Source organism: Bacillus coreaensis (assembly GCF_050586445.1).
In the GTDB taxonomy this organism is placed as follows: Bacteria; Bacillota; Bacilli; order Bacillales; family Cytobacillaceae; genus Robertmurraya_A; species Robertmurraya_A coreaensis.
Genome location: NZ_JBOCCY010000001.1, coordinates 478,399 through 496,655, shown reverse-complemented (window position 1 = coordinate 496,655; position 18,257 = coordinate 478,399). Strand labels below are relative to the sequence as shown.

The window sequence follows — 18,257 nt, the reverse complement described above, 5'->3', positions numbered from 1 at the left end:
CTTTATGACCTTTTATAGCGTGCTGCATGGCATTGGTCACAAATTGGAAATTCATAATTCCATGGCAAATGCCGTCCACAACTACGGCATCTTTTTGCAAAAGAACCAACATCTGTTTGAAGCTTTTCATGGACCTCGTCACTCAACTCATCCCTTACTCTTTCCCAATAAATTGCCTCTGTTCTCCGATCTAAGCGATATAAAAACAATAAATGCAATCCTAATTTCTTATACGATAATTCGAGGTCCTCCAAGGTTCGCTTTTTTATATTTGGCTCTGGTAGGTCTTCGTTATTAATGATTGCAAATATGGTTTCATACCATTGCTGAATTAAGGCTTGCTCCCTTGAAGCAAAAGGAAGATGTAAAAATCCATATAAATCCTGTAAAGAAAGGCGGGCTTCAATTTCACTTCCCTTTACAATATCGTAAAGCTCCCGCTCTTCAGCTAAACTTGCCTTTTCCGTACCCCTTGGATTTTTAAAACGATCCCATAATTCAAAAAAATTACCAAGGTCACGATAATATGTTTGAAATCTTTCCAACACACCGGTTGTAGGTGCAATCGCAAAAGTATGAACAGGTTCATCTTCTTGTTCTAGTTTCCTTTTCATAAGACGGATATCCTTTGTAAATGCCACTTTTCCAACATCATAAATCCCTTTTCTGCCTGCCCTCCCTGCAATTTGCTTGATCTCCTGTGAAGTTAAAAGTCTTCTTTTTGTACCATCAAATTTCTCATTTTCCAAAAATACTATTCGGCGAATCGGTAAATTAAGACCCATCCCAATTGCATCCGTTGAAACGATGACCTTCGACTTTCCTTCGATGAATTGTTGAATTTGTTTTTTTCTTGTCTCAGGAGGCATGCTACCATAAATCACACTGACCGAATGACGATCGTTTTGAAGTCTTGATGCCGTTTCTAATACTCTTCGACGAGAGAAGCAAATTAGTGCATCTCCCTTTCGCACATGTTTGATGGAAAATTCATTTCCTTCCACCTCAAGCGGAATGTCTCGTTTATATTCATGAATTTCCGTTTTTGATTCTCCTAGTAATTGCAAAATCATATTTTTTGAATTTCTGCTTCCTATGATATGAACTTCCCGAGCTCTTGCCTTCGTAATCGCCTTAAACCACGAAAACCCTCTATCCTTATCAGTGATCATTTGAGCTTCATCAATGACTATACAATCGTATCGATCTTTTTCATGAAACATTTCAACAGTTGAAGCAATATGGCTTGCTCCTGGAGTCAATTTCTCTTCTTCTCCTGTTTTTAAAGAACAAGGTATGCCTTCCGCATTTAATTTATCATATACCTCAAGTGCAAGAAGTCTGAGTGGTCCAAGGTAGAGACCGCTTGTTGCTTTTTTCATTCTTTCAAGAGCGTGATGTGTTTTACCCGTATTAGTTTCTCCTACATGGATGACATATTCAACATTTGGATCATAGATCACTCCATATTCCCTGCCAAATATATCGTCCATCATCCGCTCTTCTTCTTCAATCTTTCTTTGTCGTTCAGCCTCCTCATCGGCTTTCCGTTTCTCTCTTTCAGCTTTTTGCTCTATATAAAATTTGCTATGAAAATCAAGATCATAAGGTGTTTCCACTGCTTGTAACAAATGATCAATATATTCTTCTTCTAAATCAGAAAGCATTTTGGAAAATAGAGTTTCAAGCTCTTCTTCCACAAGTTCCTTCATCTTTGATTTCGACAGAGCTTGACCGGTTAGCTGGATGTAATCATTTTTTGTTTCTTCATCAAGATTTGTCATCACTTTTGATGGAGCAAGAGACAAAAGATTTTTCCAAACAAAGGAACTATACAGGTCGCCATAGGTTTCATATTCATAATAAAACCTACCATCATAATTCGTTTTCTGAATATCCCCTGTTAGTTCATCCAAAAAGAAAGAAAAGGGCAAATCACGAAGCTCCTCGAAGCTACCTTCTATTTCAAGCTTCTCTTCAAGTGCATATGTATCCAGCCTTTTATATCTTGGCTTAGCTTGAAGATCTGCTTTCATCTGTAAACCAACTAAATATCTAATATACAAATAAAGACTTTGATAGCCACCTGTGAATACAAACGAAGCTTTTTCTTTTATCGCTTCTAAGACAGACTCCTTTTTTATTAATTTCTGAGTTGCTTCTTCTCTCTTTTGCACTTGCTCCATTGTACGATCATATAAATCATTCCATTTATCATAATCATGAGCGTATGTTTCCTCGAGCCAGTCTGTTACAATAAACGGTTCATACTCTCTGACTTCTGTTCGGAACAGGTGGTCAATCATTTTTCTAGCCATTCCCTCTGTTTCAATTCCACGGTCCTGCAAAAATTCTTTTTTATCTAATCGAGGAACCTGGTTAGACACTCTTGTAAGCCAAACATTTACCCAAATTTGATTCAAATAATGACCCCTTGTGCGTAAGTACTCTTCAAAGGTTGTTCTCTCTTCCTGTTGCTCGAAGAATGACTCTATATCCTGATGGATCTTCATCTTTGTATGGACCATACTTTCATCATGTATTTTTTGTAATAACATTTTTCACCCTCCAAATAACCTTCTAATCGATTAACCATACCATTATTTGATATTGTTTTAAATCATATGGCTTTTTATCCTTTTATTGACCTTTGCGTCATCTCAAAAAAGATGCTATGATTATGTTGCTCCCTCCGAACATTCGCTTGTTGCGGGACACTTAACCATGTACGGACGGAGGGAGTTGGTGTCTGCTTAGCAGACACCATTTTTAATAACTAAAGGGGCGAATTTCTGTGAGTGTACATAAAGCATTATCTGATCATGCGAAAAAACTAAACGCTATACTAACCCAATACGCAAATCTTGACCGGGAACGAGAATCCTACATAGAAGAAGCATTATCTCTTTATAAAAGAGGTCTTCCTTTCACTACCGATCACATTAATTCTATTACGATTCAAATGAACAAACTTTCTAATAAAATTGAAAATCTTCCACCTCGAAAACTTGTAACCAAGGAAATGGTCGAAGAATATGCAAATAGACGAAAATAATTGAAACAGAAGGCCGTGACCTTCTGTTTTTTGTTTTAAAAAATTGCACTTCTTTTGGCGAAATAAAAGAAGTTTTGTCGCCAAGATAGGAATTCAATTTTTAAAGCAGAACATTACTGTAAAGGAGTTGAGAATATGAATACAAGTTCGGTTGCGAAACAATTAGGAGTTTCTTCAAGTACCGTAAAACGTTGGGTAAAACAACTAAAACTAAACTTAGAGAAGAACGAAATGGGGCACTTCACCTACCGGCAAGAAGACATTGACCTATTAATGACTTATAAGGAACAGCAAAACGAGGCTTTACTCGTTTACAATGAGATAGCAGCTGGTAAAGACTATTTACGAAGAGGCTCCGTTCATACATCCATTGTTGATGAAAATTCGGTTCTACTAAATCGTATTAACTGTCTAGAGTCCATTGTGCAGTCAAAGGCGGACCAGGTCGTTGAATATCAGATACTCCAGCATCGGAGAGAAATGGAAGAAATGCAAGCTACAATTGAAAAACTTGAAGAAAGAATTCGGTTATTAGAATCACAACAAGCACCTCCTTCATCCCTTAATCCCCATTCAGAACAATCCATAAATATAAAGCCGCGAAGAAAGAAAAAACAGAATATCCTACAAAGTGTTTTCCGTTCTTCCACCCAACACAGTTCTTAGCATCTAAGATGTTTTTTTTTTTTGCGTTTTACAGAAACTTATATGAACAATTTGCAAAAAACCTGTATTTTTTCGACAAAATTCTTTCCTATTTAATAGTTTTCGTATAATATTAATCTCGTTTGGATGAAGTGATATATTACTGGAGGTTACATGATGGTTTTCAAAAAGAAAGACAAGTTTAATACTTTGTTAAGCAGCATTGCACTAAACCTTAAAGAAGGTGCAGATTATTTCGCTGATTACAAGTTGAAAAATGTGAGCGATCTAAAAATATTCTCCGAGACATTAAAGGACTACGAAACAAAAGGAGATACATATGTACACGAAGTAATAAAAGAGTTAAATAACGCTTTTATTACTCCAATTGAGCGCGAAGATATCCTTGCTCTAGCTATGAGTATGGATGATGTAATTGATGGAATTGAGCATTGTTCAGCTATGTTTGAAATGTACAATATCACTCAAGCTGACGAATTTATGATCAAGTTTGTAGAGGCGATCAGAAATTGTGCGATTGAAATTCAGCAATCGGTTGAACTGCTTTCAACAAAAAAACTTCCAGCGATTCGTGAACACGCGATTAAAATTAAAGACTATGAGTCAAAATGTGATGGAATCCTTCGTCAGTCAATCAAGCATTTATTCTCAGTTGAAAAAGATCCAATACGAGTTATTCAATACAAAGAAATTTACGAAGAACTTGAAGAGATTGCTGATAGCTGTCAAGGCGTGGCAAACACACTTGAAACCATCATCATGAAAAATGCATAAGGGGACACACTAACATGGATGCATTATTTGTGATAACGATTTTAATTGTGATCGGTGCCCTTGCATTTGACTTTATCAATGGTTTTCACGATACAGCAAATGCGATTGCAACCGCTGTTTCTACAAAAGCGTTAAAACCAAGGCACGCGATTATCCTTGCTGCAGTCATGAACTTCTTGGGAGCAATGACATTTACAGGTGTAGCCAAAACAATAACAAAAGACATTGTTGATCCCTTTACTCTTCAAAACGGATCACTTGTTATTTTAGCCGCCTTAATTGCAGCCATCTTTTGGAACTTACTAACTTGGTATTATGGTATTCCAAGCAGTTCGTCGCATGCCATTATTGGATCTATTGCAGGTGCAGCCATTGCTGCTGCCGGATTCACTGCATTAAATTACACTGGATTCTTAAAAATCTTACAAGCGTTGATTTTTTCTCCAATCCTTGCGTTTGTCGCTGGATATATCGTTTACAGTATTTTTAAAGTTATCTTTAAGAACAATAATTTAGCTAAAACTAACAGAAGTTTCCGTACTTTCCAAATTTTCACCGCTGCCCTGCAAGCTTATACACATGGAACAAACGACGCTCAAAAAGCGATGGGGATTATTACGATGGCATTGATCGCCAACGGGTTTACTACTTCAACAGATATTCCTTTGTGGGTTCAATTTTCCTGTGCATTAGCCATGGGATTAGGAACTAGTGTTGGTGGTTGGAAAATCATCAAAACAGTTGGTGGAAAAATCATGAAAATTAGACCTGTTAATGGGGTTGCCGCTGACTTAACTGGAGCAATGATCATCTTTGGTGCAACGTATATTCACCTACCAGTAAGTACAACTCATGTTATTTCGTCTTCTATTTTAGGAGTCGGTGCTTCTCACCGTCTGAAGGGTGTGAAATGGGGAACAGCTCAAAGAATGTTAATCACTTGGGTTATTACCTTACCAATTTCAGCAACTATCGCAGCTCTATGCTATTTTATCCTTAATATGATTTTTTAAAATAAAACTTCGAGTTCACCACTCGAAGTTTTTTATATTTTTCTAATATTTTTCTTTTGTTTATTCATTACCTCATAAGATTTATCAATAATATCCGTAAGTACATCACCTTTATAGACTCTTCCTATTTTTGTATGCTCCTGATAATACTCAACAATTTCATCAAGTTTTTCTAATGTTTCTTTGGTCACTCGTACATTTAGTTGGACTCTTTTCTCTTCTCCCATCCCTGTAACCATCCTCCTAGTTCTTTTTTATCAATTTGCTAGCATCTGCTAACATAATTATATCAGTATAAACGACATTGTCTATCAAAAAAGATGCCCATTTTCTACGGACATCTTTTAACTCTTTATTCTTTTGTATCTAACGGCTTTAATTTAGCCTCTATACTGCTTCTTTGTGCTTCAAAATATGGAGGAAGAGCAAGACGCTCTCCAAGATTCTCAAACGATTCATCACCCTCAAACCCTGGTCCATCCGTCGCTAATTCGAATAATATTCCATTAGCCTCTCGAAAATATAAAGACTTAAAGTAATATCTTTCTACAAATCCTGAGCTAGGGATACGCAACTCTTTTAAATACTGAACCCACTTTCGCAATTGTTCTTCATTTTCCACTCGAAAAGCTACGTGATGAACACTTCCACGTCCTGGTCTTTCCACAGGAAGATCTGACTCTTCAAGAACATGTATTTCGGCTCCAGTTCCTCCTAATCCGGTTTCAAATACTGTCACTTTCTTCTCTTGTATCATATAGGTTCCTACTTCATTAAATCCTAAAACCCGAGTTAAAATCATAGATGTGGATTCAAGCTTTGCTACCGTCAGCATCACAGGCCCCAATCCTATAATTGCATGTTCAACGGGAACTGGGCTTTTCTCCCAAGGTCTTCCCCCTTCAACCCCATGATTATTCTCATCAGATACAAGCATCAATCTTTGCCCTTCAAAATCCTTAAATGCTAGAGATAATCTTTCGTATACGTTTTGTTCCTCGTATTGTATACCTAAGGAATCAAATCTTTCCTTCCAATACTGAATTGCAGAATCTGATGGAACACGTAAAGAAGTGGTTGAAATACTATTTGTACCGTATCTTGTTTGGGCTGCATTAGGTATTTCAAAAAATGTCAGATCGGTACCTGGATTCCCTCTTTCATCTGCATAAAATAAATGATAGACAGAAGTATCATCTTGGTTTACGGTTTTCTTCACAAGTCGTAAACCTAGAGTTTTAGTATAAAATTCATAATTCCCCTTCGCATTAGCTGTTATGGCCGATACATGATGTTGTCCTTTTAAAGGTAATAACTGCTCCATCATTAGCACTCCCTTATCTCTAATTAAAATATCTCAGTTTAAAAGTATTTGTTTAATTGTGCACTATTTTACATCTGATTGCAAATAAATAAATTTTTCTTGTACAAAATGATAAGACATGCTATAGTAATAAAGCGATGAGCTGAATTGCATAAGTCGAGAGACACTCCTTAATTGGAATACACGAATGTGGCGTGTAGTCTCGTCGCCGCAATACGCAGAAAAGACTCCTACGGGGGTCTTTTCTTTTTTTACTTCTATAATTGTGATAAAAAATAGGTACAAAGTCTCTCTGAATGGACTCGGACAGATATATATGGTGGCAAAGTTCCAATGGCAGCCTCATAAGGGACTCCAAGCCAGAGTATTTTGTTATCAACCATGACAAAAGGAAACGGTGGTTGTTTCTCTTCTTGTTTAAATATTTGCTTTATGGAAGCGCCTTGTAGAAGCCGGTTCCACTCATTTGATAATTCTTTTCCTTCTGGGATTGAAACGAGAATTTCAGATTTGGCTGACCTAACATCGCTCGTTAATTTCTCAAGTTTTTTTGCATGCATCCAGTTAACTTCTTCATGTTGATTTTTTATCCAGGTGCCTATTTGTCCAGGAGTAATAAGCTGATTCGAACTTTCCTGAAATTCTAATAACTTTCGAATCGTTTTATCTCTATATACCTTCTGTTTTATGTAATTTCGGTTAGCAAGATGAACAAATTTCCCCTTTGTCCTTGTTACTGCTACATTAATTAACCTCTCACTCTCTTTCCCTGTTAATAACATACTAGGTCTACTCTCAGGAAACGAATCAACTGTATCAAAAACCATTACTTCCCTTTCACTACCTTGAAACTTGTGTACCGTTGCAGATAGGATTTCCCCATTCTGAAGCTGTTGATTGTATAAATCTTGTAACAGTGTATCCATCAGTTCTGCTTGGGCACGGTAAGGAGTCGTATACCCTATATTTTTAGAACCACCCACATATAATTCATGAATGACCTGAAATGAGAGCAAAACCTGTAACAAATTAAATCGTGAACCTGAGGTGGAACGCATACAATACTCCCCCATATGGCTCGTATCTAATAAGATCGACGCCATCTTTGGAAATGGAGCTCTATTTGCGATCGGCTCTCTTACGGCATACATACTTTTGTAATCTTTTACCAAACCAAAATATACAAACTGATTTGTGAATGATGAGATGTCAGGATGCATTCTCCTTTGTTCTGAAAGCATGAATATATGAGGATGCAACGTTCCCTCTTTCAACCCCTTTACAACTCCAGATTTATGAAACACATCCTCTTTTAACCATTCATTTACTAAAGGGTGATTGGCATGTGCAATAGGCGGAAGCTGTTTGAAATCACCACATACAATGCTCTTTTTTCCTAAAGAAACTGCCAAAGCAACTTGCGGGATATATGCCATGCTTACCTCGTCAATAATAACGAGGTCATATTCCTTTTCATAAATAGCAGGATCTGAGGCAGCTTTAGCAAGTGTAGTACCGATTACCTCTGCATCTTTTAGAAAAACCATTTCTTTCGCGCGAATTTTATCTAGTAGTTGAGCTAACTTTTTTTCAACTTCTAAAAGTGTTTCAGAGTCTCTAGTGGAGAAAGAACCTACCAAATCTTTTTTTAATAGTTGCCGCTCATTCCTCATTTCTTCTTTTTGCTCTGAAAGTTCAGGGTGATTTTTCTTTAATAAATAATCAATGGTTAAAGGAGTGTCCTGTAATAGTTCACTTGCTTGCGATCCATATCTAAGCAACTCTCCAATTTGTAGCTTGTTTTGTTTGTCAACAAAACGCAGGATCTCTAACATAAGCACATCAACAGCTTGGTTACTTTGAGACAAAACAAGAACCTTTTTTCCTTTTAAATATTTATTTGCAACGACCCTAGCTAGTGTATATGTCTTTCCAGTTCCAGGTGGGCCCCAAACAAAGGTAATCGGATTATATTTTGACCGAAGCACAAGCTCATGTACATTCGTTTTTATTTTTTCTATTGGATGGAGAGGGTCCATGTTTGGCTCCATCATTTTTTGAATCCTGGCCCTTTTCTTCTTGCTTGAACGAATGTCTTGAAGTCGATTAATTAATTCGTCTAAAAGTTCCCACGGGTCATATTGAAGCATGAGTTCACTTAAGTTAGCTCCAATATATTGTTTGAGTTCTACCATCATACTTTTTCCTTCTGATGATAAAACTCGACCTGCTATTTTTCGCTCTCCCCACCATAATGTCACCTTAGATCCAATGGGAATATTTGTCGTTGTTGATGCTGTATTAAAATAATAAATATAAGGTGGCCTCTCATTAATCGCATAGCCATGAGTAAGGCGATACCTTGTACTACCGTACTTTTTTAAATATGAAATCTCCATTTGCAGTGCCTTTTGCCATAGTTGTAAATAAGTTGCCATCATTGTCTTCCCTTATATTAATAGTAAAAACTCAGAGAGTACACACTGAGTTTTGTCTTGAGCCCATATTATACCTTAATTGGACCAAAAAAGTGGTTTAATTGTTATATTCAGTTAGGCTATGGATTGGCATATGGTCATCCTCGAACAACTCTTGACCTTCTTCAAGCGCAAAGTTTCGTCCGAGTGGCAACTTAAACATATCAATATCAACGATGTATTTTGGACGTCGTTTGGACTCTTTATATATTTTTCCGATATATTCCCCGATTAATCCAATTGCGATTAATTGAAGACCACCAATCAGCCAAATAGATGTGATAAGGGAAGTCCATCCAAGCTCTGTATTTCCAAAAAACTTTAAACTTAGAAAATAAAGGGCAAAGAAAAGACTGATAAAAAAAGATACTAAACCTCCCACGAGGACTAACCGAATCGGAGTAACTGAAAAGGAAGTAATTCCATTAAATGCAAACGAAAGCATTTTGCGCAAAGGATATTTACTCTCACCTGCTGTTCGTTCTTTTCTTTCATAAAATACCTTTGTAGATTGAAAACCAAGAAGGGGAATAATTCCTCTTAAAAACATATTTACTTCTTCAAATCCTTGAAGGTATTCTGCTGCACGCTTGCTTAGTAAACGATAGTCCGCATGATTATAAATAAGCTCTACTCCCATTTTGTTCATTAACTTATAAAATGATTCCGCAGTAAATCGTTTAAAGAATGTATCTGAATCACGCTTCTCCCTTACACCGTAGATAACTTCATATCCCATCTGATATTTCTCAATAAACTCCCGCATAACATAAATATCGTCCTGTAAATCTGCATCAATTGTAATAATAGCATCCGATGACTCTGTTGCTATGTGTATTCCTGCTAATATGGCATTTTGATGTCCTACATTTCTAGACAGCTTCACTCCCTTAATCATTCCGTTTTTTAACGTTTCTTTATAAATTAGTTTCCATGTTTGGTCTATACTACCGTCATCTACAAACAGTATCTTACTCTTTGAAGAGACTAGTCCACCATCAATCATACTAGTCAACAAGTTCGATAACTCAGAAAAGGTTTTGTGTAATATTTCTTCTTCATTGTAACAAGGTACAACAATCGTTACGTTTGTTGAATTCAAAGTATTGCTCCTCCTAGCTGTTTAATATAATTTGTATAGATAAATGGTCCAAGCAGAGCTTTCAGATTGAAATATATTTTCAAGTTGTAATTCGTTCTCATCCGCATTCTTAATAGGCATTGCTGAAAATACATACTCCCCACCTAATTCCTTTAATTTAGATGGCTGCAGCTGCAGATTTTTGAGAGTTTTAGATGAATTCTTTTTGACCATATAATGCTTTCCAATTTGGGCAGTAAAAATATAGCATCTCCCCCCCCATTCATCGAAATACCTTTTGATTTTTTGATTTTTCCTTAATTCCTTTTCAATAATGGTCCGAAATTGATGCTTATATGTTAAAGGATAGAAGTTATTATACGTATCAAGTGTGTAGAAACCGTTATACTGTGCGATTGCTGGGTGAATACCGATACTTACCACACGATAGTCGGTTACTGGTCTTCCAATAAACGTTTTTATGTTGGCAAATTGTTCTGTTGCGTAAAATTGTTTTACGGTTGGCTTTCGATGATTAATGATCTCTTCATTAAAGGCAAATAACAGCAGGATCTGCGCAACAAGGATGTATCGAATATATCCGTTTTTTTGAATGTATGCCTTAATAATGAACAAGGCTTGTGCGAAATTGATATAAATAATAAGCGGTCTAAGAAAGTGAAACCTCGCGAAATTAAACGTATTCAAAAAATGAATTCTTTCTACGATAGGAGCCCACCCTTCATAAAACCAAAATGCATACCAAAGGGATAAGAGAAAGTTTAAAACGAATAACGTAAGATACACTTTATGAACTTTCCAACTCTTATTTTTTAATATTAAAAAAAGAGCAATTAAGAGTATCGGAAGGATGACTAAACCATGAACGGTCATAACATGTGTATGTCCTAGGATGAAATTCTTAAAGGTTAAGCGAATCACGCGCCATAATGGAAGCGTGGCATGAATATATTCATCTCGACTGTTTGGTTCACTCGCCACGAGGAAGGAACTAACCAGACGATATTCTACGAGCAAAAAAAACAATGTCATATACACGATAGAAAGAAGAAATCGTATTTGAAGCATTTTTCTCGTTAAAAGCTCGTAAAACCAAAAGATGCCCACCGCTACCAAAAAGAAGAAAAAACCTAGTACAAAGCTTGAGTAGAAAGGTAAAAAAGTAAAAATGATTACGTTACTCCAAGTTTTCTTTCCCCTACGAACATTCAACAATGCCCAAAAGGCCAAAGGCATACCAAGTGTACTTAACATCCCTGATGGCCAAAAGGGAGTTAACGCAAACGCTAAAGCGACACCTATACGAATCAGCGTATCTTGACTCCTGGTCACAAAGTAATCCCGAAGCAATAAGTACATACCAAGAAAAGCAAAAAAACGAGTGATCGCTTGGCTAATGGCATACGCTGTCATCGTTGGAAGAAAATGATGAAGCCAAACGATTCCACTAAATTCAGTTCCAAATGCATTTCTAGGCAGACCATTTATGACTTGCGGGATTACAGCATCAATCCCTCCAAATAGTTCGCCACTCCTGGAAAGAACTTTATACCAAGCAAGATTCGAATCCAAGTTATCATGAACTCGTATATGTGCATTTTCTCCTAATACAAATAAAGGCAGTAAGTACACAGCTATCACTACTAATGCGAACACGAACATTTTCCGCTCAAAAACAGTTGAAGATTTGAACAAACTAGCCACCTCATTCAATAAAGCTCCATTTCTAACTTTTGCATTATTACCGTAATTATTCCATTTTGTTTTTCAAATTAAAAAAGCCCCCAGATGGGAGCTTTTTTACTATTTCTTTATAAACATTTGGGTCCAGTGGTTTCCAGCTTCGACATAACCAACACCAATATGTGAATAGTTACCACTTAAAATGTTTTTACGGTGTCCTTCACTATTCATCCATGCTTGGACAACTTCCTCAGGAGTTCTCTGTCCTTTTGCAATGTTCTCTCCAGCACTTTGATACGTAATTCCGAAATCACGCATCATATCAAATGGAGAGCCGTAGGTCGGACTAGTATGTGAGAAATATCCTTTTTGTTGCATATCGCGTGATTTCTCACGAGCTACGTTACTAAGCTTAGTATCTGCTTGAAGCGCAGGTAAACCAGCTTTTTTACGTTCCGCATTCGTTAACTCAATTACTCTCGATTCAATCGAGCTAATGGAACCAGCAGCAGGTGTAGTTTTTGGTGCTGGAGCTGGGGTAGCAGGAGCTGCTTGGTTTTGATTTTGTGTTGGCGCTTGTTGAGGCTGTGTCGCCTTCGGCTGTTGTTGTGTAGGTTGTTGCTGTCCAGCTTGACCAGTAACAATCTTCCATTGACCTTGCTTGATAATCTGGCTATGAGGATATTTACCACTTGGTGTACTTGTACTATAAGCATTTGGGTCAATTGTGATTACACCCGTTTTAATTTTTAATATGTCACCGTTATGTGCCAGTGCTTTGGGTCCACCTTGTTCCTTTGATGTCCCGTTCATTCCAGCTGCTCCAAAGCCTCGATTATCTCCTCGACCTTTTTTCACATATCGATAATCATCGGTTGGGGACGGATTAGTACCCACATCTGTACGGCCAATCTCTCTTCCGCCTCGGTAATCAGAGTCCATATGATATTGATGATCTCCTCGACCTAAACGAACAAGAGGATTCATATCTGTATTATTCACTCGTTGAGTTCTGTTTGTTGTATATCTTGATGCTTGGTCACTTGTAAATCCTACATCCGAAGTACCGGTCGTGCGGTTATTAGTATCTTCGGCTGCATTGTTGTTACAAGCAGTAAGCAACATTAAAGAAAAACCTACAGAAAGTAGACGCTTGTTCAATGTAAACCCCTCCTTTTAGTAAATAAGTGTTACATATGTATTGTTTCTTCTTTCGAGACAAAACATAGATGGGAAAAATCGAGAATAAAAATGGCATAAACAAGGAAAAATGACATAAAAAAAGATAACCTTATTAAAGGCTATCTCAGGTGACTTTTATTTTGATCGTACAGCTGATATCTTTACAACCAGATCAATGGTACGTTCGATATCTAGTTTGTTCACTTGATGATGAGTGGTAAACCTAACAGAGGTTGGTCCAAAGGTGACAGCTAGCACTCCCTGTTTTTCTAATTCATTTACAAATGCTTGAGAGCTCATTTGTAAATTTGCTATATCAACTACCACAATATTTGTTTCTACTTCATTGACCACTTGAATCCCCTTTATATTTTTTAGACCATTAGAAAAGCCCCTAGCTAACTGATGGTCTTCAATTAACCTTTCTCTCATAGTTGTTAAAGCTACATACGCTGGTGCCGCAATCAGCCCAGCCTGCCGTAATCCTCCACCTAATCTTTTTCTCCACTTTCTTGCTTTGACGATAAAATCTTTATCTCCAGCCAAGATGGAACCAACAGGTGCGCCAAGCCCTTTTGATAAACATACTTGTACCGTATCACAGTACTGCGTAAAATCAGTTACAGAAACACCTAAAGCTGCAGCTGCATTAAACAACCTAGCTCCATCCACATGTACAGGTACATGATTTTCTACTCCTATTTCATAGATCTGTTTCATGTTTTCAACAGGAACGACCGCACCACCTGCGCGATTATGTGTATTTTCCAAGCAAATTAAGCCCGTATCTGGAAAATGAATGTCCTCGGGACGAATAGCCGAACGTACTAATTGTGGATCCATCGCTCCTCTAGAGCCTTGTATCGTTCTAGTTTGCACTCCAGCTAACGCGGACACCGCACCTGACTCATAATAAAAAATATGTGATTCTGCTTCTAGTAAAAGCTCTTGTCCCGGACGGCAATGGGTTAGAACAGCAATTTGGTTCCCTTGTGTCCCACTTGTTACGAATAGTGCCGCTTCCATACCAAGAATGGCAGCAGCTTCCTCTTCTAATTTATTAACAGCTGGATCCTCTCCATACACATCGTCACCAACCTCTGCATTAAAAGCAGCCTCTCTCATTTCCTTTGTCGGTTTTGTCACTGTATCACTTCGTAAATCAATCACTATGTTTACACTTCCTTTTATTTCGTATCTCTAAATTATAAAACTTGATCCACCATTTTTGTATAAAAAAAACCAGATCTTAAAAAAGTTCTGGTTATGACTAAGGTTTAATGACAGTTTTTTGGGTCAATGTCCTGAAATAAAGTAGCGAAGGTGGACTTATAATTCTTCGTTATCGTTACTAATTCATTCTCTCCATAAGCTTGACAATAATGAATAAAATCATCTAATTCATAATAGATGTTTTCAACCACCTGTAATGGCAGGGAAATTGTAGTCAAATGCTCTCCTCCATCAGCTTCTGGAACACACATTAAAAACTTGTGGTAGAGAAAGTCAAAAAACTGTAACTCATGATGAAGATGCTCCCTCTCCACATCATCAAGACCCTCGTTTTCTTCCACCTCATAACCACGCCAATGCAAGTGAAAGGAAGAAAAATGAATCCAAAACATTAATATCTTCGAGTTAATCATTAACTTAATATCATTCGTTTCAACAGAAGAATCTAAAGAAAATAACTCCATAAAAAATGCCCCCTCATTTTAAAGACATTTTAACTTCTCAGTTTTGCAGAACGCCTATAAACAAATAACCGATACTCATCATAACATAAAGGAAGGGTTCCACCTATTTACTTTTAATTCCATAAAGGAGAGATTTGATGACGCTTAAAAATCAAAATCCGTTAATACTTTCCAACCAAGGAGAACCAAACTCCAATCAGACTGTATTCCGCTATTCCTACTTTGAAGACGTCCTGCAAAACCAAAAAATGACTAACTCTACTTTATCTCAATCCATTGAATCATTTCATAGCACGCTTAGTGAAACCACCTCCTCTCATCAGATAAAATTTAATGAGTTATTACAAGAAATCAGCCGATCAGAACAATCTTTACGGGACATTGCATCAATAATGATTGAACAAAGTAAAACAAATCAAAAAATTCTCGAGAGACTCGATAAGCTTGAAAAAGAAAATGAACTTGTCCTTAATGAAATTACAAAAGAAGGGCTTATGCACGAAGCAATGGTGGATCAACTGTCTTTACAAGATCAACGTTTACTCGAGATTAGTTCAACTCTGTCTGCACACGAACAACAAAAAGTTGAGTTAACAAAACAACTACATGTACATGAAAATATGTACGAAGAGATTTCAGAAAAAATGGGATTACAAGAGGTATTTCATCAAACAGTGATGGAAAGGTTAGACCATCAAGAGGCCATGTCGGAAAAAATTCAAAGACAACTCGATCATTTAAAGACTGCCATTTATGAGAGAGCCTCACACTTGGCAGAAACAATAGAGACGAACTTTAGCAAAGTTGCTAAACCTGTTCATCGATTTTTTGTACAAAAAGAAAAAAATGAGCAAAAATAATAAAGAAACCCCAGTTTATAATGACTGGGGTTTAAGCTTAAGCAGTTTTTGCAGGTAATATGATATTAAAGGTGGTGCCTTTGTTTATTTCACTTTCTATATATACTTTCCCTTGGTGGCTCTCAATGATTTTAAAGCTAACCATTAACCCAAGACCGTTGCCTTCCTTTTTGGTTGTATAGAACGGTTCACCAATCTTTTTGAGCTTATCCTCTGGTATCCCAACTCCCGTATCTTGAATTGAGATTTGTACTTGGCTACCCTCGACACTTACTTTAACGGTTAGTTCCCCACCATTCGGCATAGCCTCAATACCGTTCTTTACAAAGTTTAGAAACACCTGTTTTAGTCTATCCTCATCACACTCAATTTGAATGATTTCCTCGTTTGCTTCAAAACTCATTTTCACATTCTTTTTTCGTGCTTCGAATTCTAATAGTGAAAGTACATTTTTTATAATCGTGATGATATTTTTTTCTTCAAGTTCTACAGCCTTAGGCTTGGCAAGAACCATAAAATCCTCAACAATCGTATTTACTCGGCCAATCTCATCAAGAATGATCTCAATAAACTCTCTTCTTTGTGGATCGGTTTCATCCTCTAGTAGAAACTCTCCATATCCCTTCATAGAAGTAAGCGGGTTTCTTATTTCATGGGCAACCCCAGCAGCTAACTGACCGACAGCAGCGAGCTTATCCTGACGATGAAGTGTTTCTTCTGTTTTCTTTCTTTCAGTAATATCATTTCTTATAGCAAGATATTGATACGGTTTCCCTTTTTCATTCATAAACGGAATGATGGTTGTATCTACCCAATAATATGTTCCGTCCTTTGCTTTGTTTCTTATTTCACCTTTCCAAACATGTCCGTTCCCTATTGTGCTCCACAACTCCTTAAAGAAAGCTTTGGAATGTAACCCAGAATTTAAAATTCTGTGATCTTCCCCAATAAGCTCTTCACGTGTGTATTTAGAAATCTCACAAAATTTATCATTCACTTTTGTAATTTTTCCCTTTTCATCCGTAAAAGCAACAATGGAAGATTGATCTAAAGCAAAATTTATGTCGTTGACTTCTTTTAACGAATCTTTTAATTTCTCTTCTGCTAATTTTCTATTGGTGATATCATGTCGAATCGCGACATATTGATACGGTTTGCCATTTTTCCCTAGAAACGGAACAATGGTCGTATCCACCCAATAGAAACTTCCATCCTTCGCTCTATTTCGAATTTCACCTTTCCAAACTCTCCCTGAGCTAATCTCTTTCCAAAGTTGTTGGAAATAACTACGTGGATGGTAACCTGAATTTAATATCCGATGATCCATACCGAGAAGCTCTTCTCTTTGATACTTAGAGATTTCAACAAATTTGTCATTAACAAAGGTAATTTTCCCTTTTGGATCTGTAATAGCAACAATGGAAGACTCGTCTAATGCAGCTGTGATATCTTTAAGATTTGTGTCAGTAATAGCCAACTTTCTGCTGATAAAGGCTGAAGATGAAATTAACCCTATTAAGATAACTATCGATAAGAAGAGAACAAAATAAATGAATAATCTTTCATCGTACATATTCTCTAATTGATCATTATTCTTAAACCTAATAATTTCAGCAGATTTTACAAGTAAAAAATGCCCTTCCACAATAGCTATCGTTAATACTAAAGCTGCTAAAGGCTTCATCCAAATACGATGACTTACTGAAAAGTTTTTAGCAAAAAACAGCATCCAAAATACAAACCAAAAAGAAGCACACATTAAAACAAGAGCAACGACAAGGATAAGAGGATTATAAGAAAAAACGATTTCCAGCCCTAGCATCCCAACCATATGAACGAACAAAACTGCACAAGTCATAAAAATACTTCCTAATAACAGGCTCGTTTTATGGAAGTGCTGTGTTGTAACAGTATAAAACGCAAGCCCTACAAAGCTAATACCAATTATCAGTGATAACAAAAGTAATGGAATACGATAATGAAAGGAAGCTGCTCCATCTATAGTAAGCATTCCAATAAAATTCATTAACCAAATACCAACACCCATTGATAAGGTACCGGCTATTAATAAAAACCTCCTATTTCGTTCAGAGGAATGAAGCATTGCAACAAGGTTCATTGAAGTATAGGAAGCCATTATCGTTAAAATAAATGCAGAAAAAATTAAAATAGGATTGTACGATCCAATAATTTCTTGCATAAAAGAGATGCCTCCTTTTTTAAAACAGTTTATATCTACTTGATTTTAATGGATAGATACCGTTTATAAAAGAAAAAGTTTTGTTTTTTGTCACAATTATTTTCTTTTGTTTTCCCACCTAAAATGATATCTTAGTACACTTCGCTTATTTATAAAATATTTTGAATTTTTTATGAAAAGGGTCTACACATTTTAAACATCCTCGTGTATACTGTACTATAACA

At 36.7% G+C, this 18,257-nt stretch carries 15 protein-coding genes; 5 read left to right on the top strand and 10 right to left on the bottom strand.

From position 1 onward, the window contains the following. Positions 1-2: 2 nt before the first annotated feature. A complete protein-coding gene (locus ACQ5H4_RS02605; protein ID WP_430773421.1) occupies positions 3-2,558 on the bottom strand; it encodes a helicase-related protein in 2,556 nt (851 codons plus the stop codon). Between the two features lie 236 nt (positions 2,559-2,794). Between ACQ5H4_RS02605 and ACQ5H4_RS02600 the strand changes: the two genes are divergently transcribed. From ACQ5H4_RS02600 to ACQ5H4_RS02585, 4 genes are all read left to right on the top strand, one after another. Continuing rightward, positions 2,795-3,055, top strand: coding sequence for a DUF2533 family protein (locus ACQ5H4_RS02600; protein ID WP_430773420.1), 261 nt, complete (start codon positions 2,795-2,797; stop codon positions 3,053-3,055). 135 nt (positions 3,056-3,190) lie between these two features. Next, complete coding sequence (locus ACQ5H4_RS02595; RefSeq protein WP_430773419.1) at positions 3,191-3,721, top strand: MerR family transcriptional regulator; 531 nt, start codon at positions 3,191-3,193, stop codon at positions 3,719-3,721. A gap of 156 nt (positions 3,722-3,877) precedes the next feature. Beyond that, positions 3,878-4,495, top strand: coding sequence for a DUF47 domain-containing protein (locus ACQ5H4_RS02590; RefSeq protein WP_430773418.1), 618 nt, complete (start codon positions 3,878-3,880; stop codon positions 4,493-4,495). A gap of 14 nt (positions 4,496-4,509) precedes the next feature. Beyond that, a complete protein-coding gene (locus tag ACQ5H4_RS02585) occupies positions 4,510-5,508 on the top strand; it encodes an inorganic phosphate transporter (RefSeq protein ID WP_430773417.1) in 999 nt (332 codons plus the stop codon). A gap of 32 nt (positions 5,509-5,540) precedes the next feature. Here ACQ5H4_RS02585 and ACQ5H4_RS02580 read toward each other — a convergent pair whose 3' ends face one another. The 8 genes from ACQ5H4_RS02580 to ACQ5H4_RS02545 form a co-directional block, all read right to left on the bottom strand. Further along, positions 5,541-5,735, bottom strand: coding sequence for a hypothetical protein (locus ACQ5H4_RS02580; protein WP_119708652.1), 195 nt, complete (start codon positions 5,733-5,735; stop codon positions 5,541-5,543). Between the two features lie 125 nt (positions 5,736-5,860). After that, on the bottom strand, positions 5,861-6,832 hold the full coding sequence (locus tag ACQ5H4_RS02575) for a ring-cleaving dioxygenase (protein ID WP_430773416.1): 972 nt from the start codon (positions 6,830-6,832) through the stop codon (positions 5,861-5,863). Positions 6,833-7,089: 257 nt separating this feature from the next. After that, positions 7,090-9,270, bottom strand: a complete 2,181-nt coding sequence (locus ACQ5H4_RS02570; protein WP_430773415.1) for a DEAD/DEAH box helicase — start codon at positions 9,268-9,270, stop codon at positions 7,090-7,092. A gap of 97 nt (positions 9,271-9,367) precedes the next feature. Continuing rightward, entirely contained in the window at positions 9,368-10,411 is a 1,044-nt protein-coding gene (locus ACQ5H4_RS02565) for a glycosyltransferase family 2 protein (RefSeq protein WP_430773414.1), read from the bottom strand. A gap of 21 nt (positions 10,412-10,432) precedes the next feature. Then, complete coding sequence (locus ACQ5H4_RS02560) at positions 10,433-12,106, bottom strand: DUF6044 family protein (RefSeq protein ID WP_430773413.1); 1,674 nt, start codon at positions 12,104-12,106, stop codon at positions 10,433-10,435. Positions 12,107-12,214: 108 nt separating this feature from the next. Then, a complete protein-coding gene (locus tag ACQ5H4_RS02555; protein ID WP_430773546.1) occupies positions 12,215-12,907 on the bottom strand; it encodes a CAP domain-containing protein in 693 nt (230 codons plus the stop codon). Positions 12,908-13,411: 504 nt separating this feature from the next. Next, a complete protein-coding gene (gene ltaE / locus ACQ5H4_RS02550; protein WP_430773412.1) occupies positions 13,412-14,446 on the bottom strand; it encodes a low-specificity L-threonine aldolase in 1,035 nt (344 codons plus the stop codon). 107 nt (positions 14,447-14,553) lie between these two features. Beyond that, positions 14,554-14,973 (bottom strand): hypothetical protein, encoded by a 420-nt coding sequence (locus tag ACQ5H4_RS02545; protein WP_430773411.1) that lies wholly within the window; start codon positions 14,971-14,973, stop codon positions 14,554-14,556. Between the two features lie 137 nt (positions 14,974-15,110). On the opposite strand from ACQ5H4_RS02545, the gene ACQ5H4_RS02540 reads away from it, so the two are divergent. Continuing rightward, complete coding sequence (locus ACQ5H4_RS02540) at positions 15,111-15,833, top strand: hypothetical protein (protein WP_430773410.1); 723 nt, start codon at positions 15,111-15,113, stop codon at positions 15,831-15,833. 37 nt (positions 15,834-15,870) lie between these two features. On the opposite strand, the gene ACQ5H4_RS02535 is transcribed toward ACQ5H4_RS02540, so the two are convergent. Then, complete coding sequence (locus ACQ5H4_RS02535; protein ID WP_430773409.1) at positions 15,871-18,033, bottom strand: PAS domain S-box protein; 2,163 nt, start codon at positions 18,031-18,033, stop codon at positions 15,871-15,873. Between the last annotated feature and the right edge of the window lie 224 nt (positions 18,034-18,257).

Excerpts from the sequence above, each read along its gene's own strand:
- ACQ5H4_RS02605 (WP_430773421.1), bottom strand. The coding sequence starts at position 2,558 with ATGTTATTACAAAAAATACATGATGAAAGTATGGTCCATACAAAGATG.
- ACQ5H4_RS02555 (WP_430773546.1), bottom strand. The coding sequence starts at position 12,907 with ATGAACGGGACATCAAAGGAACAAGGTGGACCCAAAGCACTGGCACAT.
- ACQ5H4_RS02545 (WP_430773411.1), bottom strand. The coding sequence starts at position 14,973 with ATGGAGTTATTTTCTTTAGATTCTTCTGTTGAAACGAATGATATTAAG.
- ACQ5H4_RS02570 (WP_430773415.1), bottom strand. The coding sequence starts at position 9,270 with ATGGCAACTTATTTACAACTATGGCAAAAGGCACTGCAAATGGAGATT.
- ACQ5H4_RS02540 (WP_430773410.1), top strand. The coding sequence starts at position 15,111 with ATGACGCTTAAAAATCAAAATCCGTTAATACTTTCCAACCAAGGAGAA.
- ACQ5H4_RS02580 (WP_119708652.1), bottom strand. The coding sequence starts at position 5,735 with ATGGGAGAAGAGAAAAGAGTCCAACTAAATGTACGAGTGACCAAAGAA.
- ACQ5H4_RS02595 (WP_430773419.1), top strand. The coding sequence starts at position 3,191 with ATGAATACAAGTTCGGTTGCGAAACAATTAGGAGTTTCTTCAAGTACC.
- ACQ5H4_RS02575 (WP_430773416.1), bottom strand. The coding sequence starts at position 6,832 with ATGGAGCAGTTATTACCTTTAAAAGGACAACATCATGTATCGGCCATA.
- ACQ5H4_RS02590 (WP_430773418.1), top strand. The coding sequence starts at position 3,878 with ATGGTTTTCAAAAAGAAAGACAAGTTTAATACTTTGTTAAGCAGCATT.
- ACQ5H4_RS02585 (WP_430773417.1), top strand. The coding sequence starts at position 4,510 with ATGGATGCATTATTTGTGATAACGATTTTAATTGTGATCGGTGCCCTT.
- ACQ5H4_RS02535 (WP_430773409.1), bottom strand. The coding sequence starts at position 18,033 with ATGCAAGAAATTATTGGATCGTACAATCCTATTTTAATTTTTTCTGCA.